Source organism: Arabiibacter massiliensis (assembly GCF_902386925.1).
Lineage (GTDB): Bacteria > Actinomycetota > Coriobacteriia > Coriobacteriales > Eggerthellaceae > Arabiibacter > Arabiibacter massiliensis.
Genome location: NZ_LR698996.1, coordinates 188757 through 211568, shown reverse-complemented (window position 1 = coordinate 211568; position 22812 = coordinate 188757). Strand labels below are relative to the sequence as shown.

The window sequence follows — 22812 nt, the reverse complement described above, 5'->3', positions numbered from 1 at the left end:
ATGTTCCCCACAAGCCGCCCTCAGCATACGCGGGCTGCACCGCGCCGAGCGCGAGGACGAGCGCGGCCGCAAGCGCGGCAAGCGCGGCCGCGAAAGCGCTTAGACTAGGTACCCCCCCCCATCATGCTTTTCGGCTCGGACGAAGATGGAGGACGAAGGCACCATGGGCGTTCCTTTCCGTTCGGGCGCGGGGGCCCGGCGGGCTTGCATTCTCGAGGACGGCGCGCGCATGCACACCAAATCGACACCTATTGTATGCGCACGCCCCTCAACATGCAACACGCACGAGACGAACGGCCAAGGGCGGCGCAGCCCGGCGAGGGCCCCTGCCGCCCTCGCCTGAGGCGGCAGGGAGCGCCCTTAGCGCCTCGCGCGGCGGGCGGCGCTCAGCGCGGCGGCGGCGAGGCCGGCCAGCACGGCGGCCGCAAGCGCGAAGGGCGCGACGACGTCGCCGGTGGGCGCCAGAACGGATCCGCCCTGGCCGGAAGCGCCGCCAGAGCCGGGATCCGGGTTGTCGCCGGGGTCGGGCAACGGCTTCGGGTCGTCGGGCTCGGGCTCAGGCTCGGGGGCGGCGGCCACGGTGAACGTGGTCTCGGCGGCGCCGTCATCGAAGATGAGGCGCAGCGTGTGCTGCCCCGGCGCGAGGGTGGCCAGGTAGGCGGGCCGCAAGGTCACGACGGTGGAGCCGCTTTCGGCCGTGTAGTTTTCCGGGTTGACAAGCGCGCCGTCTACGGCGGCACCTCGGAATTTCGCGAAATCGGCGTTGGCGGTCACGCGCAGGCCGCACACGCCCCCATCGGGGTCTATCCATTTGCCGGTGGTCGAAAGCCCGGTGTCCGCGATGGCCCCAGTGTTGTTCGGCAGCGTGGGAAAACCCTCGAACTTCTCGCTCAGGCAGATCGCGAGCAAGGAGGTGTTCGAGAACATGCCCGCTTTGCTCGTCGCATTCGAAGTATCGAAGGTGGAGAGGTCAAGGGAGATGAGCTTTCCGCAGCAATTGAACACTCCTCCCATGTCCTCCACGAGGGAGGTGTTGAAGCTGGAAAGGTCGAGAGACGTGAGAGCCTTGCAGCCGCCGAACATGCTGGACATGCTCGTGACCTGCGAGGTGTCGAAGCCGGAAAGGTCGAGGGACGTGAGGGATGAACAGTTGTAGAAGAGACCACCTATATCCTCAACCCCGGAAATGTCAAAGTGGGACAGATCAATAGACTCTACTTTGGAGAGGCCGTCGAATAGACGTTTGCGCTGTTGCCTTCAAGCTTTACGGGATTCTCTTTCGTGCCTATGACGATGCGCTTGACATCGGTCATATCGGCTTTATCGGCGCTCCTCTTCCACGGAATGGATTCAGGTGAATTTCTGATGGCGTTGCCCCCGGATGCGGCCGTCACCGTGAACGTGTCTCCCTTGATCTCCCAGTCGCATGCGTCCCACTTCCCCTTGGCGTCGAGGGCATGCGCGGGCTGGGCCGCGCAGAGCGCGAGCAAAAACGCGGCCGCCAGCACGACGAGCGTCGCCGCGAAAGCGCTTAGACTAGCCCCCCCCCCATCGTGCTTTTCGGCTCGGATGAAAGTGGAGGACGAAGTCGCCATGGGCGTTCCTTTCCGTTCGGGCGCGGGTCCGGCGGGCTTGCATGAGGTAGGGCCGCCGCGTCCGCGCGGAAGGCCTACCCTCGTATTCTATGCGCCCGCCGCCCTTCTGTAAGACCTTTGGCACGAACAGGCCCGATGTGGCGTGAAAAGTTGCGAGGGCCCTTACTCCCGGCGCTTACGGGCGCGCACTGACAGGGCGCAGGCGGCGAGCGCGCCCAAGGCCAGCAGAGCGATCATGCGCGCCATACCCGCCGCGCCGTCCCCCGTGGATGCCAGCGCTTTGCCCTGCGTCTGCGCCGCGATGTCAGCCGCGCCTCCCGCAGGGTCGTAGGACACCAGCGTGAACGACGAGTAGCGCTCGGGGCTTATCCGCAGCGTTTCGCCATCGAGGCGTTGCGCATCCAGAAGCTCGATCTGCGGATTGCTGCCAAGGCGGCCGTGCACGGCGATAGCGCAGTATCCGCGGCTCTCCTCAAGCGCGCCGCCGGGCTTCATCATAAACGAAACCGGCCGGTCGAGCTTGTCCAAAGTACCCACGGGCTTGCCGTTCACCAGCACGGTGATGGTGATGTCGTAGTGGCTGAGCACCTGTGCGTCGGCGAGGCCCTGCTTGGCCAAGAACGCCTCGGCTTCATCGATGAGGGCCTGATCGGTCTGGCGGCTCACCGCCACATCGAACGTGATGCCGGCACCTGACTCGACGGCTTCGCGCAGCGCCGCGAGCGTCTCGTCGCTCAAAAACGCCTGCACGTCGTCCCTGTCGAGGGCGCCCGCTTTGATCGCGTGGATGATCCGACTGAGCGTAACGCCAACCGTGCGCAGCGCGCCGTCCTCCAGCTGCACGCCGCCCACCTGGGCCGTGAACGCGCCCTGCACGAGCGGTTCGTAGGTGACCACCAGCGTTCCGGATAGGGGCAGGCGGTCGTAGTTGTAATAGAGAGAGGACAACTCGTTCGTCACGGCACCGGGGTACATCAACTCCGCGCACTCGGAATCGGCCGTTAAGAGGACATCGTGCTCCGGCCAAAGCCAGGGAAGCGCGTTTTCCTCGTATCCGCCTTCCAGGTCGGAAATCCATCGGGCATCGGCGACGCACATGCCCTCCGGGGCGTCGCGAACCGGGATCACGTCGCCGTACCACACGCGGCCCCGGTAATCGTACTCGACGGTGCCGTCCGGGTAGCGATACTCGACCGTCGCCTCGCGGAATGCGAACCCGACGACGTATTCGAAATAAGTGTACAACGTTTCGAGCTCCGCGAAACCTTCGATGCTTGCCGTTCCGTTCAGATGCTTGCCGCCATCGAACCGCTTGCCAAGAACGCCGTTGTTGCCGGTCATGGTCGAGCGGGTGTTCTTGAAAACGGCATGCGCGTCGGTCACCTTTCCCACGATGGAGCCGTTCTCCTCGGAGTTGCTGGCCAGCGGCGTGCCCGCGTAGGCGCAGTTGTCGACGACCATCCGCTCTTGCGTGTAGGCTTCTCCCTCGATGAAGCCGAGCACGCCGCCGAGCGCCCATTTGTCGGAGTAGACGGTGTGCGCGAAGTCGGTGCGCATGCTCTCGTCCAGCACGACCACGCGGTTCTTCGCAAAGTCGTGCCCCTCCACCTCGGTGCTGGGGCCGTAGAACCCGCCCGCGATGCCGCCGACGAAGTACGACCCGCCGTGCACCGAGCCGTCCCAGCTGTGGTTGTTGCCGAAGCCGGTGCGCATATCCTCGTAGGTGCAGTTCGTGATGGAGCTGTAGTAGGCATACCCCACCACGCCCCCGGTGAACATGCCGCCGTTGTACACCTTGACACGGCTTGTGACGTTGTCGATAGTCGAGTTCAGGGCGTAGCCCACCACGCCGCCGGTGCCGAAGTTGTTGTTCTGATCCTGGTAGAGCTGTCCCACCACGGTGAGGTTCTTCACGGTTGCGTTATCGGTCGATCCGAACAGGCCGTCGGGCTTGCCCTCCTGCCTTGAGCTCTGGTCGTAGCGCACCACCTGCTTATCGCCGTTGCACTGGCTGTCGTTCTTCGTGTAGGTGATGGTGTTGCCACCGCCGTCGAACGTGGCGTTGCTGAGCGTGCGGGACAGATACTCGGCGTTCGTGTCGAGCGTTATGCTGCTTTTCAGCACGTAGGTCTGATTCTCGTAGGGCGTGTTGAACGTCTCGGCAGCCTTTGCGAAGTCGGCCGCCGTATAGATATCGGTCGTGGTCTTGGGGAAGTCGATGGCGATGAGCCAATGGTAGCGGTCTTGATAGGTGGCTTCGACGAAGGAGTCGAGCAGGGAGAGGCCGCTGCCCGGCGTATACGCTTGTGCCGGGATGACGTAGGGGTCGAAGTAGCTTATGCTGCCTTCCGCGCGCACGCGCTCTTGGGCGGTGGGTATGTAATCGATGTCGGCGACGTTCTGGATGACGCTCGTCTGCCCGTGCCCATCTTTGAGCGCATCGGAGATGAGGCTAGCAAAGGAGTATGAGGTCGCGCCCGGATTCACGTTAGCGCAATCGGCTGTGAGCTTGTCAGCGTCGGCGACAAGCGCGTGCGTCTGCGTGGAGGTGTCGTATTTCAGGTACATGTCACCATGGGACGGACGGCCGGACGACGAGCTTATGCGATACCGCCAGAGGTCGGAATCATAGGGGGCGGGCGCGTAGTCCTCGTCTGAGGGATTGATGTTTCGATACAGCGGACGCTCGGCTATGAAGTACGTCGTGTCGGTCGCACGCGAGGTAACGCGGTAGCAGCCCATGCCCTCAAGCGCGGCATTCGGCAGCTCCTCCCCGGTGTAGCGATCGTGGTAGGTGGTGATGGGGAATGGCTGCTTGAGCATATCGGGCATCACGTTGTAGCGGTCGTCGCCCTCTTTGCTGGTGAACACGAGCTCGCTCACGTCGAAGTGATCGCCTTTCACGGCCTCGGTGGGGCTCCCGCTCGCATCGAGGCTCGTATCCACGTAGTCCCACTGGGCTTCCTCGAATCCGACGGTGCGCATAAAGTCCATGAGGCGCGTGTCGGCCACCACGGCATCGAAGTCGGAGATCATGCGGCTGTAGTACTCGTCGAGGGAGTCGAGCTCTATGCCAAAGGCGGTCGGATCGGTCACGTAGGCGTCGCTTCCCACGCGCTCGGTGTAGAGCCTGGCCAGCGCGTAGTAGACGTTCGACGAGGCGGTGACGAACGTGTCGATGGACGGGATGCTCTGATGCTGGAAGATGTGGCGGGAGTCCAGCACGGTGTTGAACGACGATACGAGCGAGGTGCCCGTCTGCGTGGTTGCATGCGACAACAGCGTTGAGAGCTGGCTCAAATCGTTCTGCATGTCGGTTATGTCGAGGGTGCGCAGGTACTCCATCAAGGTTTCCGCAGAGTCTTCGAGCTGCTTCTGATCGACGAACACGCCGTCCTCCGCGCCTTCCTGCTCGTACACGGCACCGTACATCTTCTCGAGGTAGCTCGCCACCTGCTTGAACCTCGGCTCCCAGCGGCTGTACACCTCCTGGAACTTTTGGAGGTCGTTTTTGTAGCTCTCCTCCTCGATGAGCTTCTTCAGCTCGGCGATCTGCTCGGATATGATATTCGTGTTGCGATACAGCAGGTCGATCTGCCCCGACAGGGCGTCCATGTCCTTCACGATCTGCTTGATGCGATGATGGGCCATGAAATCGCTTATCATCCCCACGATGCCGCCCGCCGTGCTCAGGCCCTTCTTGATGCGGGTTTTCTTAGTCGGCTTGACAATGATATCGACGATGGGGGCCGGCACCATGAAGTCGTCGATCATGAGCAGCTGGGGGGCGTCTGCCCCGTCGCCCGCAAGCGAAAAGGAGGCGGGCTGTCCTTCGTTTGAGTATTCCGACCAGGCGAACATGTCGATGGTGATGGCGCTGGGCAGGGCGAGCAGCGTTTCGGACTGCGGCCCTTCGATCTCGCGGTTGCAGAGCGCGGTGAGGTTCTGGGTGAGGTCCTCTTCGCTGAGCGAGGTTTTGACGTACTGGTAGTAGCCGTTCGCTTCGGGCTCCGACGCGGTCCTGACGTCGGCATCGGGGCCGGGCTCGGGCGCGGGAGGTGCCGCCGGCGATGCGGGGGCTTCCTCAGCATCGTTCGCGGGCGGGACGGCGCCGGGGTTGTTCGCAGGCTCGGGCTGATCGGCATCGGGGCTGCTCGGGACGTTGATATCATCGGGCGCTCCGGGCGCGGTCGAACCGGGACCGGGCTCGGGCTCGGCCAGCGCGACGGCGGGGCAGAGGCCCGTCGCAAGCGCAACGGCGAGCAGGCACGACAACGCTTTCGCGAACGGAGCGGCCCCGTGCGAACGACGGGCCGACGAGCGGCTTGGACGGGCAGCTGCATGGTCCAGTGAAGACATGGCGTCCTCCTTGTCATCGATGCCGTTCAGCGACGCGAAAGCGGTGCTTACCCGCATTCTATGCGCCAGCGGCCCGCATGGAAGACGTTTGGCACGAACAGGCCCGATTTGGCGCGAAAAGATGCCGCCGCCCTTGCAGACGCCATGCCCGCCCATGCCAACTGCGCGCCGCAAGCTGCGCGATGCCCGGAGCGCACGGCCTACGTGGTAGAATCGGAGGCGCATTCCAGGGCGCGCGGGGCCTCCCCGGCGCAAAAGCACGTACCGGAGGAAAAGACCGATGAGGATCGCCATCGTAGAGGATTGCGCGCGGGACGCCGAGGCGCTTGAGAGAGCGCTTGCCGACCACTTGGATCGCCGCGGCCATACGGCCGACATCCTGCGCTTCGAAAGCGGCGAGGCCCTGTTCGCCGAGAGCGCCGAAGCGGCCTTCGATCTTATCTTCCTCGACGTATACCTCAACGACGAGACCGGCATCCAGATCGCCGAACGCCTGCGGCGCGAGCGGCAGCCCGGGCTGATCGTCTTCATCACCATATCGGCCGAGCACGCGGTGGACGGCTTCCGCCTGCGCGCGTTCCACTACCTCACGAAGCCCTGCGCGCCCGAAGACGTCGCCTCCGTGGTGGACGAGGCCCTCGAGCGCCTATCCGACGAAGAGACCGTGCTGCGAATCCGCGACGGCTCGGCGGTCGCCAACGTGCCGCTCTCGCAAGTTCTCTACGTCACCACCGACGGGCATTACCTGTCGGTCGTCACCACGAGCGGCACGCTGCGCTGGCGCCAGCCGTTCTCGCGGTTAGCCGAGCTGGTAGCCCCCTACCGGCAGTTCTACGTGTGCAGCCGCAGCGACCTGGTGAACATGGACCACGCCGAGAGCTTCACCCGCGACGGCTGCTTCCTCATGGACGACGGTGCCAAGATGCCCGTGCGCAAGTCCTCGCGCGCCGAGGCCCGCAACCGCTACTTCGACTGCCTGTTCTCCCGCGTGCAGGCGTGAACGCATGAAAAAGCCGGTCCGCGAACGATGCGGGCCGGCTCGGGGATTCGCTGCGTGCGGGGTTTACGCCAACATCGCCAGGATGTTCTGCTTGGGCTGCACGCCGACGGCCTGCTTCTTCACCTGGCCGTTCTCGAACACCATGAGGGTGGGCACGCTCATCACGCCGTACTTCTGCGCAATGTCGGTGCTCTGGTCGATGTCGAGCTTGTACACGGCGGCCTTGCCGGCAACCTCGCCCGCCACTTCGTCGAGCGTAGGCGCGAGCATCTTGCACGGCCCGCACCACGTGGCGAAGAAGTCGACGAGCACGGGGCCCTGCGCGTCGAGCACCTTGGACTGGAAATCGGAAGAAGAAACGACCTCGCTCATGAAAAGCCTCCTTTAGCTTGCAGCCGCTCTCGCGGCCTCGTCTGCGGCGCCGAAGCGCCTCCGCCGCATGATCCGCATGCGGCCACATCTGTGTTCCCGCCCATTATAAGCGCCTCGGCCCAACTGTGCACAAAATTGTTACTGTTTGGGGCATAAATGTGAACCAGGTGACATTTTCGCCCGGCGAACGGTCGGAAGCGCGCCGCGCCCTCCACCGATGCTCCACAAGCCGCCGCGGAGGCCCTGGGATATAATGGGGCGGAGACAAGCGAAAGGAACCTGGCATGAGCACATCGACCGAGCGCACGGCAACGCCCTCCGCCCCCTCCCTCGAGGCCCTCCACGAGCCCGCCTGGCGCGGGCACGCGGTGACGAGCGCGAACCTCGTGCTGGAAGGCGGCGCGATGCGCGGCCAGTTCACCGCCGGCGTGCTGGACTTCTTCATGGATCGCAAGCTCTTCTGCGAGCGCGTGATCGGCGTGTCGGCCGGGGCGCTGTGCGGCTACAACTACGTGGCCGGCGAGGACGGGCGCACGTGCTACCTCAACACCAAATACTGCAACGACTGGCGCTACCTGTCGCTCAAGAGCTTCGTGCGCACGGGCAACGCCTGCGGGCGCGAGTTCGCCTTCGACGAGATCCCCAACCGGCTGGAGCCGTTCAACTACGCCGCCTTTGACGAGTCGCCCATGAAGCTGGTGAGCGTGGCCAGCAACCTGATCACCGGCGAGGCCGACTACCACGAGTTCGCCGACTCGCACGCCGATCTGCCCTACCTCATCGCCTCGTCGTCCATGCCGCTCGTGAGCCAGATCGTGGACGTGGACGGCAAGCTCCTGCTGGACGGCGGCACCTGCGACAGCGTGCCCGTGGTCTACTCGATGCTCACCGGCGCGAAGAAGCACGTCGTGGTGCTCACCCAGGCCGCCGACTACGTGAAGGGCCCCGACAAGATGCTCGCCCTCCAGCGCCAGCGCTACGGCATGCATCCCTACTACGTCGAGCGCCTGCAGCACCGCCACTTCGAGTACAACCGCCTGTACCGCGCGCTGCCGCGCCTGCACGACGCGGGCGACGTCTTCGTCATCCGGCCGCCCGAGCCCGTGACCGTGGCCAGCATGGAGCGCGACCCCGAGAAGCTGTTCGCCCTCTACGAGCAAGGCTACGCCGAGGCCGCGCGCGTCTGGCCCGCGCTCCAGGAGTATTTGGCGCGCTAGAGGGCGTCGGGGCCCTCGCCGTCCCCCTCGCGCTCCTCCTCGCGCTCGCGGGCGTCCTGGGCGCGGAACTCCGCCACGAACCCGGCCGAGAAGATGCCGGCGGGGATGGCCACCACGCCGATGGAGAGCACCATCGTGAGGAAGCCGACGAGGCGCCCCGGCGCGGTGACGGGCACGAGGTCGCCGTATCCCGTGGTGGTGATGGTGGTCATGGCCCAGTACATGCCCGTGAGCACGCTGTCGAACCTCTCGGGTTGCGCGGGGTGCTCGAACTCGTACATGAGCACGCTCGCCGTGACCGTGAGCAGGGCGAGCACCGCGAACGCGGCCACGATCTCGGAGCGGCGCTTGCGGAACACCCGCGCGATGGAGCGCAGGCCGCGCATGTAGCGCGAGAGCTTCACGAGGCGCAGGAGGCGGATGACGCGGGCCGCGTTGAGCGCGGAGGGCGACACGGGCACCACGAGCACGAGCAGCCCCGGCGCGAAGGCGAGGAAGTCCACGAGGCCCATCGGCGAGAGCGCGTAGCGTAGGCGGGCGCAGGCCGGGGCCATGTCGGGATGCACGAGGTCGGCCACCCACAGGCGCGCGGCGTACTCGGCGGCGAAGCAGACGCTCGAGGCCAGGCCGAACGCGAGCATGCCCGCAGTCGCGGCCGCGGGCAGGTCGGGCTGCGCCTCGGCGAACACGAGCAGGGCGTTGACCGCGATGAGCGCGAACAGGCCGATGCCGACCGCGCGCGCGATGCCGCGCGCACGCCTCACGTCCTCGAGCGCGAGGAACGCCTGGCGCTTGAGGGGCGACGCCTTCTCCCAACGGGTGACGCTCATGGACGGCTCTCTCCTGTTCTCCTCCGACGCGCCGCCCGGCAGGCCCGGCGCGCTTTCCGCACAGTCTACCACGCTACGGCCGCCTCGCCGCATATCCGAGCTCCCCAGCGATCCCCCGATGCACGTTTTCGGGAGGGTTCTGCATCTTTTTCGAGGAAATGATGGCTGCCGCGATCCCTTCGCCATGCCGCACGCAAGGCCGGCTGTCGTTTGCCCAGGTGGGTTTTTTCATACGCCAGCGAGCCGACATCCAGAGCCATCATTTCCTCGAAAAACATGCAGAACCCTCCCGAAAACGTGCATCGCCCCCTCTCTTTCGAACGCTCAGCCCCTTCCGCGCGAGAGGTCCTCGATCAGTTCCGCCCTCAGGCGGTGGCGCTTCATCATCCAGCCCGCATCGTTGGCAGGAAGGCGCTTGCCCATGCGCTTGGCCAGCGCGCGAGCCGCCTCGTCCAGCTTGCGCGCGTCGAAGAACTGGTCCCTTGTCACCGTGATCACGAGCACGTCGCGGATGAGCAGGCCGCTGCGGCGGGCCGAGTCGCGCGTCTCCGCTACGGTGCCTTCGTGGAATTCGCGGCTGTCGTATTCGATCGCCGTCTTGCAGCGCGGCCAGTATAGGTCGCACTCGAAATGGTCGCGTCCGAGCAGGCCGCGCGCGGGCCCCGCATCGATCCAATAGTTGAGGCGCGGCAGCTCGAAGCCGTAGCCTCCCAGCATCCGCGGCAGGCAGAGCGCCATGCACAGGATCGTCTCCATAGGCGAGGCAGATCCGTTGGCGACGAAGCGCAGGGCGCGCGCGGCCTTGTTGAATCCCCGCTCGCCTCGCGCCTTCTCGACGCGCCGCCTGAGGGCTTCGACCGTGGTCAGAGGCCCGCCCTTGCGCTTGCGGAAGCCATTGCCCTCCCGATTGTGCACGTAGGTCCCGCACAGAAGCAGCCCGAAGCGAACCAAGGCGGCCAGCGTGAGCTCTGTGGCGACGCGCAGGAACGCCTCTTCGGGAGACTCGACGTAGAGCCCTTCCTCGATGCGGACGAACGCTCCAGCCGGGAACCTCCCCGAGCGCACATGGCAGGCGATCCCAGCCGCCTGGCTGCGATCGTTCGCGTCCGCCACGACGACGTGCACGGGGGAAGCGACGCCGAGGCGGCCAAGGTCGAGGCGGGAGACCTCCTCGGCGCTGACGCGCCTGCCGGGCGTCGGATGCGAGCGCGAGGAACCGGGCGCCGGCATGGGGTCGTTCACGCGCCAGTACTCCAAGGCTGAGGTATTTCCGAGGTAAACGCTCATGGTTGGGATTGTAGCAAATCCTGGAAACGGCGGGAAGGAGCTCGGGCACGCGGGGCCGCCCGGGAGGCAAGGTGTACAATGGCACGGTTCGCTTGAGAGAAATCCGCGCGCCCGAAAGGCCCTCCATGACCGTCGACCTCGTTTCGCTCGCCATCATCGCGCTCGCTGCGGCGGCGAGCCCCATCGTCGCCAGGCTCATCCCCAACAAGCTCGTGCCCGAGACGGTGTTCCTGCTCATCGCCGGCGCGGTGCTCGGGCCCAACCTGCTCGGCGTCGTAGAGCTCACCGACTCGGTGGGGCTCCTGTCCGACCTGGGCCTGGCGTTTCTGTTCCTGCTCGCGGGCTACGAGATCAACCCGAAGAGCCTCACGGGCAGCCAGGGCAAGCGGGGGCTCGCCACCTGGGCCGTGTCCATCGTGCTGGCGTTCGGGGTCGTGATTGCGGCCGGGCTCATGAGGACCAACGAGCTGGAGGCCGTAGCCGTGGCTATCGCGCTCACCACCACGGCGCTCGGCACGCTCATGCCCATCATGAAGGAGCGCGAGCTCATGGGCACGCAGGTGGGCGAGTCCATCCTGGCGTACGGCACGTGGGGCGAGCTCTGCCCGGTGCTGGCCATGGCGCTGCTGCTTTCCACGCGCGCGGAATGGCAGACCGTCCTCATCCTCGCCGCGTTCGTGGCGCTGTGCGTCGTGGCGGCCATCGTTCCCGCGAAGGCGAAGAAAGCGGGTCACCGGCTGTTCCGCTTCCTCACCGAGAACGCGGAGGGCACCTCGCAGACCATGATGCGCTGCGTCGTGGTGCTTCTGGTGGGGCTCGTGGCCGTGTCGGCCGTGTTCAACCTCGACATCGTGCTGGGCGCGTTCGCCGCGGGCTTCGTGCTGCGCTACATCGTGCCGGAGGGCGACCACGCGCTCGAGCACAAGCTGGACGGCGTGGCCTACGGCTTCCTCATCCCCGTGTTCTTCACGGTGTCCGGCGCGAAGATCGACCTTATGGCCGTGTTCGCGCAGCCGGCCATGCTCGCGGGATTCATCGTGCTTCTGCTGATCATCCGCGCGGTGCCCATCTTCGCGGCGCTCACCACCGGCAAGGACACGCGCGACATCTCCACGCACAACCGCCTGACCGTGGCGCTGTACTGCACCACGGCGCTGCCCATCATCGTGGCCGTGACGTCGGTGGCCGTGAGCGCGAACGCCATGCCGCAGGAGACGGCGAGCGTGCTGGTGGCGGCCGGCGCGGTCACCGTGTTCCTCATGCCGCTTCTGGGCACGCTCACCTACCGCGTGGCCGACGCGAAGCCCCTCGAGGCCGCACGCGAGATCGCCCGCAACCCGCGCGACATCGGCGCCATCCTGCGCGAGCACTGGGAGTTCGAGCGCATGCTCGCCCGCAAGGAGGCGCTCGAGCGGCTGGCGGCGCGGCGCGAGGGACGCAGCTTCGACGACCTGGACTGGCAGGACCGCGCCGCGCTGCTGCAGCGGCACTCGGCGCGCAAGCGGGCCGTCGACGAGGCGCTCGACCTGGCCGCGCAGGAGCTGGCGCGCCGCCAGCTGGCCCCCGACGCCGACCCGGACGGCGACGGCCCGCTGCTGGCCCAGGCTCAGCAGCGCCGCGAGGAGCGCCGCCGGCGCATGGCCGAGCGCGTCGTGCGCGAGTACCGCCGCCGCATGGCCGAGATGGGCCGCGCAGCCGAGCGCATGGGCATCGACGAGGAGGACGTGCGCGGGATGTTCGAGGACGACCCCGACGACCCTGCGGCGGCGCGGCGCTAGCCTGCGCGGCCGTCCCGCTCGGCGGCGGACACCGTGTCGAGGAGATCCTGCTTGCCGGCGACGCCCATCTTGGCGTAGATGCGGCGCACGTGGCTCTTCACCGTGTTGAGGGACACCACCAGCTCGTCGGCGGCCTGGGAGAAGGTGCGGCCCTCCACGAGCAGGCGCAGCACGTCCTCCTCGCGGCGCGTGAGGTCGAAGGAGCGCGCCAGGCGCGCGCAGGCGGAGTCGAGCGCGGAGTCCCAGCCCGCCGGAGCCTCCTTCTGCGGCGGGCGGTGCAGCTGCAGATAAGCGACGGCGGCGGCCATGCCGCGGGTGCGCCAACGGCGCTCGAGGGCGAGGCACAGCGGGAAGGACGCGGCGCACAGGCACACAGCGAGCGCGGCCGCCGCCTCGACGCCCCACGCGTCGCGCGCCATGAGGCAGCCCACGACGATCGCGAGGAAGCACGCCGCCCGCACGCCCGCCATGCGGTACGCCGTCCCGTCGGCCCGCGAGCGGAAGAACGCCCGCGCAACCGCCGCGCAGAACGCGCCGAACGCGGCGCACGCCGCCAGAAGCACCGCCACCGTCGACCATGGCACCATCGCCCGCTCCTTCCCTTCTTCGTGTGATAGCCTGCATGATAGCGCTCCGCGGCGAGAAGCGGGGCGGCGCGGGGTGATGAAAAACTTCATCATTGCCGCTTGGAAGCGCGGAGGGCTACGGTGGACGCAGGGAATCCGCCCCGAAGAAAGGAGGCTTCCATGAACGCGACGAGGAATCGCACGGCCCGCGCCTTCGCCGGAGGCGCCTGCATCGCGATCGCCGCTTGCGCGCTCGCGTGGTTCGCGCTCCAGTTCCTCCCCGGCGAGCCGAGGGAGCATGTGGTGGACACGGAGGTCGGCCGAGGTCAGGCGAGCTCCGCCAGCCGCTACGACGCGGAGAGCATCGTCGACGTGCGCGTCGGCGAGGAGATTCGCCTGGAGGGGCTCACCGGGGGAAAGGGCTTCGCCTATAGCGAGGAAGAGATTGCCTCGTGGAGCGCCGAGGAGCGCGCGAACAACATGGGCGCCGACAGCTGGCGCTACGATTTGCCGACGCTCGGCGTTTCCGTCGTCGGCCTGAGGACGGTGACCGAAGACGCGTTCGCCGAATGGTATCCGCATTACGGCGAGGCGGCCGTTGCGTTCGGCGATGCGGAGAGGAAGGCGTTCCTCGCGGAGCTCACGGTGACGAACCCGGGCGACGAGCCCGCGCGCATCCCCACCTTCCAGCTATGGAGCGAGGACTTCGAAGGCGCCTCCGACAAGCTGGGCAGCGGCATTTTCGTCGACAAGTACCTGACCGATGAGCTGTACGGCGAGCCGCAGGATGGTTTCACGACCTTTACGCTTCCCGACGGCTGGAACGTGCTCAAGCCCGGCGAGACGCGCAGCTGGACTGTGCCGTTCCTCGTGTATGCGAACTCGTTTCGCGACCGGTCAGCCTACGACGACATCGACCCGGCGCGGTTCTGCCTGGCCGTCGCCGACTACGACCCGCCCACCATCTACCGCCTCTGGCTGGGCTGATCCGCTCGCGGTTCGCGCTCCTCCATGAGCGAATTGTACTCGACCTCCTGGCGCGCGGCGCGGACGGCCCAGACGACGAACAGGTCCACGAGGACGAGGGCGATGCCCACGATCAAGAGCGTGCCGTCGTCCTCGGGCTTGTAGGAGGCCCACGTCTGGAACCCGATGATCAGGCCGACGCCGATGCCGAGGAGCGCCAGCAGCACGCCAAGCGCCCGCGCCGTCTGCGGCTCCACCGCGCCATCGAGCTCGCGCTTGGACAGCTGCGACGCGCCCGCGAGCACGTGCTTCCACTTCCCGCGCGCAAGCTGCACGCCCGCGACGGCGAGCGTCGCCCCCAGAAGCGCCGCGCCCGCCGTCATCGCCCACAACCCCCACGCCATACGCGCTCCTTCGCCTCATCGATCATCGTTCGTCTCAGGATACCACCGCTCCCCCGCACTGCGACCGTTTCAGGCCGAAAATGAATCGAGTGACGGTTCTGCGCACGATTTTCCCTTGCAGCCGACAGGGAAGGCTGCGTTTGCCCAGTTCGCCGTTTTTCAAAGAGATCGCACCTCCCCTCTTGCGTTGGAAATGCAACGAAATCCTGCGCAGAACCGTCACTCGATGCGTTTCCACGAACCATCGCCGCCAACCCGAGCGCAGCGAAAGAAGGAAGTGAGGTCGAATCGTCGATTATCGACGATTTATCGACGATTCTTCCATTTATCGTCGATTTGCGGTATTCTAACGTCGATAGAAAGGAAGAACGCCATGAACGAATCCGAGATGCTCGAATTCAAGCGAACCGTCACCAAGGGCTTCTGTCGCGAGATCGTCGCGTTCGCCAATACGAAGGGCGGGCGGATACTCGTGGGCGTCGAAGACGACGGCACGGTCGTCGGCGTGGAAGACCCCGATGCCGCCATGCTGAACATTAGCAACATCATGGCGGACAGCATCTGCCCGGAAATCAGGGCTTTTGTCTCGATGCGAGCCATCGAAATGGACGGCAAGCCCATCGTCGAAGTGACCGTCGAGGAAGGCGATAGAAAGCCGTACTGCGTGGCACAGAAAGGGTTCGTGCCCGCCGGGGTGTTGATCAGGACCGGAACTGCGAACACGCATGCGAGCCCCGACCTGATACGCGACATGATCAGGGAGAGCGACGGCGATTCCTACGAGTGCCGCCGCGCCGTCGACCAGCAGCTCGCCTTCGCCGCTGCGCAACGCGAGTTCGCAGCGGGCGGGATCGCGTTCGGTGAGGAGAACAAGCGCTCATTGGGATTCACGAACAGAGATGGTTACTTCACCAACCTCGCGCTGCTCTTTTCCGACCAGAGCCCGTTCTCAGTGAAATGCGCCGTGTTCAACGACGGCTTGGGCATCGATCTGCAAAGCCGTAAAGAGTTCGGCGGGTCTCTGTTCGACCAACTGAACAAGACGCTTGAGTTCCTCGATATTGTCAACCGGCTGAGATCGCGCTTCGAAGGTGCCAAGCGCATCGACATGCGAGACTACCCGCCGAAAGCCATTCGCGAGGCGCTGCTGAACTGCCTCGTGCATCGCTCGTACGACTTCGATTCCTCCGTCATCGTCAACGTGTTCCCCGACCGCATCGAGTTCGTGTCAATCGGGGGCCTCGTGCGCGGCGTGACCCGCGAGGACATCCTCGCAGGCGTGTCCGCGACGCGCAACCCGCGCCTCGCCGCCACGCTGTACCGCCTTTCGCTCGTCGAAGGATATGGGATGGGCATCCGCAGCATACGGGGGCTGTACGCAGAATGCGCACGACAGCCGGAGTTCCGCACGCTGCCCAACTCCTTCGTGACCGTTCTGCCGAACATGCACGAGGCGGGCGCGGCGGAGGCGCTCCCCGAGGAGGCAGCCGCGCTCTCACCCGCGAGCCGCGACCTCAAGCAAGCCATCCTCGACCTCGTACGGAAAAAAGGCGAGATCACGAGAGCGGATGCGGAGATCGAGCTCGGCGCTACCCGGGACGCGGTGCTCGGAGCGCTCAGCGACCTCATCGCGCAAAGGCTCGTCGTCAAGCATGGACGCGCACGCGGGACGGTGTACCGACCGGCATGACGGCCGCCGAATAGAAGCATGAAAAAGCCCCGACGCGATTGCCGGGGCTTTTGCCGTTTACTGCTGGCGCCGCGCGGGATCCTTCGACTTCGCGCTACGCGCTCCGCTCAGGATGACAAGGGGAAAGCGCTACGCGCTCCGCTCAGGCACGCAGGTTGTCATCCTGAGCGTAGTCGAAGGGTCCTCCTCAAAGAGCGGCGCTGCCGCGACACCTCTATCCTACAGCGCGGCCTCGCGGATCTTCTCGAGGAGCTGGTCGACCGGCCAGGCGCCGAGGTCGCCCTCGTGGCGGTCGCGCACGCTCACGGTGCCGTTCTCGATCTCCTTGTCGCCCAGCACCACCATGTACGGGATCTTCTGGCTCTGCGCCTTCGCGATCTTCACGCGCATGGGCTCGTTCTGGTCATACACCTCCACGCGACCGCCCGCGTCCTTCACCTTGCGCGCGAGCTCGGTTGCGGCTTGCGTGTGGCGGTCGGCCAGCGGCAGCACGGCCACCTGCACGGGGGCGAGCCACAGCGGCAGCGCGCCGGCGTAGTGCTCGATCAGGATGCCGAGGAACCGCTCGATGGAGCCGAAGATGGCGCGATGGAGCATCCAGGGGCGCTCCTCGGTGTTGTCTTCGGTGCGGTAGGTCAGCTCGAAGCGCTCAGGCATGTTGAAGTCGACCTGCACAGTGGAGCACTGCCAGGTGCGGCCGATGGCGTCCTTCACCTTGATGTCGATCTTCGGGCCGTAGAACGCGCCGTCGCCCTCGTTGATCTCGTAAGACAGACCGTGGCGCTCGCACGCCTGCTTCAGCGACTCGGTGGCGTGGTCCCACATCTCGTCGGTGCCGATGGACTTCTCTGGGCGCGTGGATATCTCGGCCTCGTAGGCGAAGCCGAAGGTGGACATGATGTGGTCCACGAGATCGAGGATGGCCACCACCTCGTCGACCACCTGGTCCTTCGTGCAGAACACGTGCGCGTCGTCCTGCGTGAAGCCGCGGGCGCGCAGAAGCCCGTGCACCACGCCCGACATCTCGTGGCGGTACACCGTGCCGAACTCGAAGTAGCGCAGCGGCAGGTCGCGGTAGGAGTGCAGCTCGTTCTTGTACAGCATGACGTGGCCCGGGCAGTTCATGGGCTTCACGCCGTACTCGCTCATGCGCGGGTTCTCGTCGTCTCCCTCGTTGATCTCGAAGAAGTACATGTTCTCCTTGTAGAAGCCGTAGTGGCCCGAGGTCTTCCACACATCCGCGTTGTAGATGTGCGGGGTGATGACCTCCTCGTAGCCGCGCTCGTAGAGGTCGCGGCGCAGCCACTCCTGCAGGGTGCGGATGACGCGCGCGCCCTTCGGCAAATACATGGGCAGGCCGACGCCCGCCATGGGATCCATCATGTAGATGCCCAGCTCGCGGCCGAGCTTGCGGTGGTCGCGCTTCTCGGCCTCGGCCAGGTTGTGCAGATGCTCGTCCAGCTCCTTCTGCTTGAAGAAGGCAGTGCCGTAGATGCGGGTGAGCATCTCGCGTTCCGCGTCGCCGCGCCAGTACGCGCCGGCGAGCTTCGTGAGTTTGAAGGCGCCCAGCTTGCCGGTGGAGGGCAGGTGGGGACCTCGGCACAGGTCGGTGAACTTGCCGATGGTATAGGTGGTGATGGTCGCGTCCTCGGGGAGCTCGGCGATGAGCTCCAGCTTGAACGGCTGGCTCGCAAAGATCTCCTCGGCCTCGGCGCGGGTGACCACGCGGCGCTCGAAGGCCTCGTCGGCCTTCACGATCTCGGCCATGCGGGCCTCGATGGCGGCGAAGTCCTCCGGCGAGAGCGCGCGGTCGAGCTTCACGTCGTAGTAGAAGCCGTCCTCGATGGCGGGGCCGACGCCGAACTGCACGTCGCCGTAGAGGTCCACGAGCGCGGCGGCCATGACGTGGGCGGTGGAATGGCGCAGAAGCTCCAGGCCCTCGGGGCTCTTCGCGGTGACGATGGCCACGGAATCGCCCTCGGCCACGGGGGCGGTAAGGTCGACGGCCTGGCCGTTCACGATGCCGGCGAGCGCGGCCTTCGCGAGGCCCGCGCCGATGGAGGCTGCCACGTCGACGACGGTGGCGCCGTCGGCGAGCTCCTTGTTCGAGCCGTCGGGGAGTACGATGTTCATAGTGGTTCCTTTCCCGTGCCGGGCGCGCACAAAGCGCCTGCACGATCGGTTAAAACAACGGGGCCGCCCCACAACCAAGCGAGGCGGCCCCGATGAACGCGGGATGGGTTACTGCACGTTGCCCTGCTCGAGCTGAGCGGGCCGTGCCTGCCTCTGCTGGGATGCCGCCTGGTGCGGCTGGGACGTTCGGGCGTTGCGGCGCGTCGCGCGGGGGCCGCCGGCCACGGGCGTGGCGCAGTAGGGGCACACGGTCCAGGTGGGATCGAGCGCGTGGTTGCAGGTGCCGCAGAGGTTCTTCAAGCGCTGATGGCAGTTCGGGCACAGCACGAAGTCGGCCTCCACCGGATAGCCGCAGTTGGCGCATTCGCCGTACTTCATGAGCTCGCGTTGCTTGAGGGCGATCTCGAGCTCCTGCTCGTCGCGGTCGATCTGCAGCAGCGGCGGGCGGAGCAGGCAGTATGCGATCACGCCGAGCAGCGGGATGAGCGCGACGATGGCCCACACGTACCAGAAGGAGCCGCGCAGGTACGCGTCGCGGACCACCCAGACGATGGAAAGCACGTACAGGATGACGAGCAGCACCACGACCACGGTGAAGGCGGCCTGCAGCTCGGGCGTCCACAGCTGGGACAGCAGATCAGTCATATCAACCTCGTTTTCTTGTGTCAGCTCAGCGCTGGCGGCGCCGCAGTCCGCTCGGGACAGCCCCCGGAGCCGCCGACGTGCCCGCAGGTGAACCTTGCTACGTGCACGCGATCAGTCATTATAGCAAAGATGCTGCAAGCCGCGCGCTCGTTCAGGCAATTTCCTCAAGCTGGGGTTCAAGCTGTGGTTGATGGTTGAGGCTGAGATCGAGGCCGAGCTGAAGGCGTCACACGATGCAGATGGTGCGGTCGGGAAGGACGGCGTTCACTTCGAGCTTGCCGCCGAGGCTTGCGATGTAGCGGCGCAGGGTGTCTACCTGCAGAATATCGACGTCGCCTTTCTCCAGGTCGGAGATGCGCTTCTGGCTCACACCCATCCTGGCGGCCACCTCCTTCTGCGTCATATGGCATGCCTTGCGCGCCTGCTGCAGCTCGTACCCTTTGATCTTCGCCTCGACGGCAAGGCGGGCTCGTTCCTCCATTTCAGGGGTAATGTCGTCACGCGTCGCAAAATACTCTTCGATAGTAAGGCTTTTCATTCCGCCTCCTCCAGCTCTTTCAGGTATCGTCTAAACAGCCTATCGGCTCTCGGGATCGCCCGAGCATACCACCGATTCCACCGTTCACGCGTTCCGCCGGATGATTTATCGCCGGCAAGGAGCATCACAGCCCTTCGGTTCGGATCGAACGCGAAGAGTATCCTTATCTCGCTTCTTCCAGGAGAAGGGGGTCTGAGCTCCTTCATGTTCCCGAACGCCGACCCGCTCACCGAGTCCACAAGCGGCCTACCGAGACTCGGACCCTCCCTCCTCAGCACCGCCAACGTCCGCTTGACATGCGCAGCCGCGTCGCTGTCCAATCCCTCGAGCCATGGCTGGATCAAGTTCAAGTTGACTTCCCATTCGCCCATGAATATACCTCACACGTTCTATTCTGTCCAGTAGCCCCCGATGAAGGCCTCCGAACATCCTAGCAACGCGATCTTGCACGGCCATGGCGTGCGTCCAGCGGATCATCGCTCGAATCTGGCGCGTTCCAAGCGCGAATCAAGCGCGGATCAAGCGGATTTCCAGCACGGGTCAAGCGGAAATCCAGCGCGAATCCAGCGCGAATCCAGCGCGAATCCAGCGCCCCAGGTCACATGCGCGAAAAGGCCGCCCCGGCGCGCGGTGCGCCAGGGCGGCCTTGACAGGACGGGAGATTGTCGGGGCTTGCCTACCCCAGCTCGGCAAGCTGCGCTTCCACGCGGGCCAGTTTGTCGGCGAGCTCGGCGTGCTTGGCGCGGTCCTTCTCCACGATCTCGGGCGCGGCCTTGGCCAAGAAGCCCGGGTTGGAGAGCTTCTTGTCGAGCTTGGCGGCGTCCGTCGCCAGTTTCGCCTGCTCCTTGGCCAAGCGCTCGCGCTCGGCATCGAAGTCCACGAGGCCGGACAGCACGATGTACACCTCGAGCCCCGGCGCGAGCGACACGCTGGACTCGGCCGGCTTCTGGGCATCGGCGGCGATGGCCAGCGAGGATGTGTTGCCCATGCCCTCGATGAGCCCGCGCTGCGCCTCCAGGAGCGCCACGTCGGCCTCCCCCGCCTTCACGGCCACGGCCAGCTCCGTCTTCGGCGAGATGCCGTAGCGGGCGCGCGTGCTGCGAATGGCCGACACCGTTTCCGTCACCATCTGGATGGCGCGCTCGGCGTCCACATCCACGTACTTCGCGAGCTCCTGCGCGTCCGGCCACGCGGCCCCGATGAGGTACGGGGCAACGCTGCGATCCACCGGAAGCTCCTGGTAGATCTCCTCGGTCACGAACGGCATGATGGGGTGCAGCAGCCGCAGCGCCTGGTCGAGCACGAACACGAGGTTTCGCTGGCACGCCGCACGGTCGGCTGGGTCGGCGCCGGCCCCCAGGCGCGCCTTCGAGAACTCGATGTACCAGTCGCAGAACTCGTTCCAGAAAAACGCGTACAGCTCGCGCGTGGCCTCGCCGAACTCGAAGCCGTCGAACGCGGCATCGAGGCGCGCCACCAGCCCCGCCAGCCGCGAGAAGATCCAGCGGTCCACCGGCGTGGTGGGCGCAGGCGCGCCCGGCTCGTAGCCGTCGAGGTTCATCATCACGAAGCGCGCCGCGTTGCGTATCTTGTTCGCGAAGTTGCGCGAGCTTTCCAGCTTCGCCTCGTTGAAGCGCATGTCTTGCGCGCCCGTTACCTGCATCAAGAGGCCGAAGCGCATGCCGTCGGCGCCGTAGTCCTGCATGAGGCGCAGCGGGTCCACGCCGTTGCCGCGGCTCTTCGACATGGGCTTGCCGTCGGCCGCCATCACCGTGGGATGTATGATGACGTGCTCGAACGGGATCTTCCCCGTGCAGTACATCGACGCCATCACCATGCGCGCCACCCAGAGCCCCATGATGTCGCGCGCGGTGGACAGCACCTGCGTGGGATAGCAGTCGCGCATCTCGGGCGCGTCCATGCCCTCTTCGGTCCAGCCCATCGTGGCGAAGGGCCACAGCTGCGACGAGAACCACGTGTCCAGCACGTCCTCGTCCTGGCGCACCGGCGCGCCGCACACGGGGCACACGTCGATGTCCTCCACGCTGGCGTCCTCCCAGCCGCACGCGTCGCAGTAGAACATGGGGATGCGGTGCCCCCACCACAGCTGGCGCGAGATGCACCAGTCTTTCAGGTTCTCCAGCCAGTCCAGGTACACCTGGCGCCAGCGCTCGGGATGGAACTGGATGCTGCCGTCCTCCACCACGCGCGCGGCGTCCTTCTTCAGGCCGTCCACGGCCACGAACCACTGCTCGGACTCCCAGGGCTCCAGCTTCGTGTGGCAGCGGTAGCACGTCATGACCGAGTGGTCGTGGTCCTCCACGTGGTCGAGCAACCCCAGCTCGTCGAACGCGGCCACCACGGCCTCGCGGGCCTCGTCGCGGTCCATGCCGGAAAACTTCCCGTAGCCGTCCACCACGTGCGCCGTCTCGTCGAAGATGTTGATGCGCTCAAGGCCGTTCCGCTCGCCCATGGCCCAGTCGTTCGGGTCGTGCGCGGGCGTGGTCTTCACGCAGCCGGTGCCGAACTCCCTGTCCACATGCCAGTCGGCGAAGATGGGGATCTCGCGGCCCACGAGCGGCAGCGTCACCGTCTTGCCCACCAGGTGCGCGAATCGCTCGTCCTTCGGGTTCACCGCCACGCCCGTGTCGCCGAGCATCGTCTCGGGACGCGTGGTGGCCACCACCAGATACTCCAGGCCGTCCACCGGCTCGGTCAAGGGGTAGCGCAGGTACCACAGATGCCCCGCCTCGTCCACATACTCGGCCTCGTCGTCGGAGATGGACGTGGTGCAGTGCGGGCACCAGTTCACGATGCGCTTGCCCTTGTAGATGAGGTCGTCGTGGTACCACTGCACGAAGAGCTTCCGCACGGCCTTCACATACGCCGGCTCCAGGGTGAAGTGCTCGTCGGCGTAGTCGCAACTGCAGCCCATGCCCTTGATCTGGTTCACGATGGTGGTGCCGTACTCCTTGTACCAGTCATAGCACGCCTCGATGAACGCCTCGCGGCCTATCTCCAAGCGGGATATGCCCTGGTCGGCCAGCTTCTTGTCCACCTTGGTCTGCGTGGAGATGCCGGCGTGGTCGGTGCCGAGGATCCAGCGCGCAGGACGGCCCTGCATGCGCGCGCGGCGGATGCACGTATCCTGGATGGTGTCGTTTAAGGCGTGGCCCATGTGCAGCACGCCCGTGATGTTCGGCGGCGGGATGACGATGGTGTAGGGCTGGGCCTTCTTGGCGCCGAAGCCCTCTCCGCGCTGGAAGTAGCCGCCGTCGCGCCACGCGTCGAACAGCGGGCGCTCGTGCGCCTGGAAGTCGTAGTCGATCTTCTTCTCTGCCATAGGTTCGCTCTCTCCCGCCTCATGTCATCCTGAGCGAAGGCCGCAAGGCCGAAGTCGAAGGATCCCGCTTGGCGCCAGCCGTGACGTTT

The 22812-nt window shown here is 65.9% G+C and carries 19 protein-coding genes; 5 read left to right on the top strand and 14 right to left on the bottom strand.

Annotated features, from left to right (window positions below; all coding sequences use genetic code 11):
* Positions 1-360: 360 nt before the first annotated feature.
* The 3 genes from FX134_RS14660 to FX134_RS00865 all read right to left on the bottom strand — a co-directional run bounded on the left by FX134_RS14660 (position 361) and on the right by FX134_RS00865 (position 5954).
* Entirely contained in the window at positions 361-1188 is an 828-nt protein-coding gene (locus FX134_RS14660; protein WP_232050979.1) for a BspA family leucine-rich repeat surface protein, read from the bottom strand.
* 26 nt (positions 1189-1214) lie between these two features.
* Positions 1215-1595, bottom strand: coding sequence for a hypothetical protein (locus FX134_RS00870; protein WP_080797099.1), 381 nt, complete (start codon positions 1593-1595; stop codon positions 1215-1217).
* Between the two features lie 162 nt (positions 1596-1757).
* Positions 1758-5954 carry a hypothetical protein gene (locus tag FX134_RS00865; RefSeq protein WP_143412107.1) on the bottom strand — a complete coding sequence of 1399 codons (4197 nt, stop codon included), beginning with the start codon at positions 5952-5954 and terminating at the stop codon, positions 1758-1760.
* 280 nt (positions 5955-6234) lie between these two features.
* Here FX134_RS00865 and FX134_RS00860 point away from each other — a divergent pair, with 280 nt between their 5' ends.
* Positions 6235-6954, top strand: coding sequence for a LytR/AlgR family response regulator transcription factor (locus FX134_RS00860; protein ID WP_080797097.1), 720 nt, complete (start codon positions 6235-6237; stop codon positions 6952-6954).
* A 63-nt stretch (positions 6955-7017) separates the two neighbouring features.
* Here the strand turns inward: FX134_RS00860 and trxA are convergent, their stop codons facing one another.
* On the bottom strand, positions 7018-7326 hold the full coding sequence (gene trxA / locus FX134_RS00855; protein ID WP_080797096.1) for a thioredoxin: 309 nt from the start codon (positions 7324-7326) through the stop codon (positions 7018-7020).
* A 284-nt stretch (positions 7327-7610) separates the two neighbouring features.
* On the opposite strand from trxA, the gene FX134_RS00850 reads away from it, so the two are divergent.
* Positions 7611-8543, top strand: coding sequence for a patatin-like phospholipase family protein (locus FX134_RS00850; RefSeq protein WP_080797095.1), 933 nt, complete (start codon positions 7611-7613; stop codon positions 8541-8543).
* Here FX134_RS00850 and FX134_RS00845 read toward each other — a convergent pair.
* The 3 genes from FX134_RS00845 to FX134_RS00835 are packed head-to-tail and all read right to left on the bottom strand — an operon-like array spanning position 8540 to position 10630.
* Positions 8540-9445, bottom strand: a complete 906-nt coding sequence (locus tag FX134_RS00845; protein ID WP_232050800.1) for an ion transporter — start codon at positions 9443-9445, stop codon at positions 8540-8542. The two genes, FX134_RS00850 and FX134_RS00845, sit on opposite strands and share 4 nt — an antisense overlap.
* Positions 9439-9651, bottom strand: a complete 213-nt coding sequence (locus FX134_RS00840) for a hypothetical protein (RefSeq protein WP_143412106.1) — start codon at positions 9649-9651, stop codon at positions 9439-9441. Before FX134_RS00840 ends, FX134_RS00845 begins: the two co-directional genes overlap by 7 nt.
* A gap of 46 nt (positions 9652-9697) precedes the next feature.
* Complete coding sequence (locus tag FX134_RS00835; RefSeq protein WP_232050799.1) at positions 9698-10630, bottom strand: hypothetical protein; 933 nt, start codon at positions 10628-10630, stop codon at positions 9698-9700.
* Positions 10631-10785: 155 nt separating this feature from the next.
* On the opposite strand from FX134_RS00835, the gene FX134_RS00830 reads away from it, so the two are divergent.
* Positions 10786-12438, top strand: coding sequence for a cation:proton antiporter (locus FX134_RS00830; protein WP_080797092.1), 1653 nt, complete (start codon positions 10786-10788; stop codon positions 12436-12438).
* On the opposite strand, the gene FX134_RS00825 is transcribed toward FX134_RS00830, so the two are convergent.
* Positions 12435-13025: a response regulator transcription factor gene (locus tag FX134_RS00825; protein WP_080797091.1), complete on the bottom strand. Its 591-nt coding sequence runs from the start codon at positions 13023-13025 to the stop codon at positions 12435-12437. The genes FX134_RS00830 and FX134_RS00825 overlap by 4 nt on opposite strands.
* A gap of 159 nt (positions 13026-13184) precedes the next feature.
* Between FX134_RS00825 and FX134_RS00820 the strand changes: the two genes are divergently transcribed.
* Positions 13185-13991 (top strand): hypothetical protein, encoded by an 807-nt coding sequence (locus tag FX134_RS00820; protein WP_232050798.1) that lies wholly within the window; start codon positions 13185-13187, stop codon positions 13989-13991.
* On the opposite strand, the gene FX134_RS14505 is transcribed toward FX134_RS00820, so the two are convergent.
* On the bottom strand, positions 13970-14374 hold the full coding sequence (locus tag FX134_RS14505; protein ID WP_172623323.1) for a hypothetical protein: 405 nt from the start codon (positions 14372-14374) through the stop codon (positions 13970-13972). The two genes, FX134_RS00820 and FX134_RS14505, sit on opposite strands and share 22 nt — an antisense overlap.
* A 277-nt stretch (positions 14375-14651) precedes the next feature.
* Between FX134_RS14505 and FX134_RS00810 the strand changes: the two genes are divergently transcribed.
* Positions 14652-16064 (top strand): RNA-binding domain-containing protein, encoded by a 1413-nt coding sequence (locus tag FX134_RS00810; protein ID WP_172623322.1) that lies wholly within the window; start codon positions 14652-14654, stop codon positions 16062-16064.
* 219 nt (positions 16065-16283) lie between these two features.
* Here FX134_RS00810 and thrS read toward each other — a convergent pair whose 3' ends face one another.
* The 5 genes from thrS to FX134_RS00785 all read right to left on the bottom strand — a co-directional run bounded on the left by thrS (position 16284) and on the right by FX134_RS00785 (position 22723).
* Positions 16284-18197, bottom strand: a complete 1914-nt coding sequence (gene thrS, locus FX134_RS00805) for a threonine--tRNA ligase (RefSeq protein ID WP_080797089.1) — start codon at positions 18195-18197, stop codon at positions 16284-16286.
* Between the two features lie 108 nt (positions 18198-18305).
* A complete protein-coding gene (locus FX134_RS00800; protein ID WP_080797088.1) occupies positions 18306-18842 on the bottom strand; it encodes a zinc ribbon domain-containing protein in 537 nt (178 codons plus the stop codon).
* A gap of 226 nt (positions 18843-19068) precedes the next feature.
* Positions 19069-19380 carry a helix-turn-helix domain-containing protein gene (locus FX134_RS00795; protein WP_080797087.1) on the bottom strand — a complete coding sequence of 104 codons (312 nt, stop codon included), beginning with the start codon at positions 19378-19380 and terminating at the stop codon, positions 19069-19071.
* On the bottom strand, positions 19377-19751 hold the full coding sequence (locus FX134_RS00790; RefSeq protein ID WP_080797086.1) for a type II toxin-antitoxin system RelE/ParE family toxin: 375 nt from the start codon (positions 19749-19751) through the stop codon (positions 19377-19379). The genes FX134_RS00795 and FX134_RS00790 overlap by 4 nt, the downstream gene beginning before the upstream one ends.
* 305 nt (positions 19752-20056) lie before the next feature.
* Positions 20057-22723, bottom strand: coding sequence for a valine--tRNA ligase (locus FX134_RS00785; RefSeq protein ID WP_080797085.1), 2667 nt, complete (start codon positions 22721-22723; stop codon positions 20057-20059).
* Positions 22724-22812 lie beyond the last annotated feature (89 nt).

Bases quoted from the DNA above. Each gene is read 5' to 3' on its own strand.
- FX134_RS00800 (WP_080797088.1), bottom strand. From the start codon at position 18,842: ATGACTGATCTGCTGTCCCAGCTGTGGACGCCCGAGCTGCAGGCCGCC.
- FX134_RS14505 (WP_172623323.1), bottom strand. From the start codon at position 14,374: ATGGCGTGGGGGTTGTGGGCGATGACGGCGGGCGCGGCGCTTCTGGGG.
- FX134_RS00825 (WP_080797091.1), bottom strand. From the start codon at position 13,025: ATGGTGCCATGGTCGACGGTGGCGGTGCTTCTGGCGGCGTGCGCCGCG.
- FX134_RS00865 (WP_143412107.1), bottom strand. From the start codon at position 5,954: ATGTCTTCACTGGACCATGCAGCTGCCCGTCCAAGCCGCTCGTCGGCC.
- FX134_RS00785 (WP_080797085.1), bottom strand. From the start codon at position 22,723: ATGGCAGAGAAGAAGATCGACTACGACTTCCAGGCGCACGAGCGCCCG.
- FX134_RS00840 (WP_143412106.1), bottom strand. From the start codon at position 9,651: ATGTTTTTCGAGGAAATGATGGCTCTGGATGTCGGCTCGCTGGCGTAT.
- trxA (WP_080797096.1), bottom strand. From the start codon at position 7,326: ATGAGCGAGGTCGTTTCTTCTTCCGATTTCCAGTCCAAGGTGCTCGAC.
- thrS (WP_080797089.1), bottom strand. From the start codon at position 18,197: ATGAACATCGTACTCCCCGACGGCTCGAACAAGGAGCTCGCCGACGGC.
- FX134_RS00795 (WP_080797087.1), bottom strand. From the start codon at position 19,380: ATGAAAAGCCTTACTATCGAAGAGTATTTTGCGACGCGTGACGACATT.
- FX134_RS00850 (WP_080797095.1), top strand. From the start codon at position 7,611: ATGAGCACATCGACCGAGCGCACGGCAACGCCCTCCGCCCCCTCCCTC.
- FX134_RS00830 (WP_080797092.1), top strand. From the start codon at position 10,786: ATGACCGTCGACCTCGTTTCGCTCGCCATCATCGCGCTCGCTGCGGCG.
- FX134_RS00870 (WP_080797099.1), bottom strand. From the start codon at position 1,595: ATGGCGACTTCGTCCTCCACTTTCATCCGAGCCGAAAAGCACGATGGG.
- FX134_RS00820 (WP_232050798.1), top strand. From the start codon at position 13,185: ATGAACGCGACGAGGAATCGCACGGCCCGCGCCTTCGCCGGAGGCGCC.
- FX134_RS00860 (WP_080797097.1), top strand. From the start codon at position 6,235: ATGAGGATCGCCATCGTAGAGGATTGCGCGCGGGACGCCGAGGCGCTT.
- FX134_RS00790 (WP_080797086.1), bottom strand. From the start codon at position 19,751: ATGGGCGAATGGGAAGTCAACTTGAACTTGATCCAGCCATGGCTCGAG.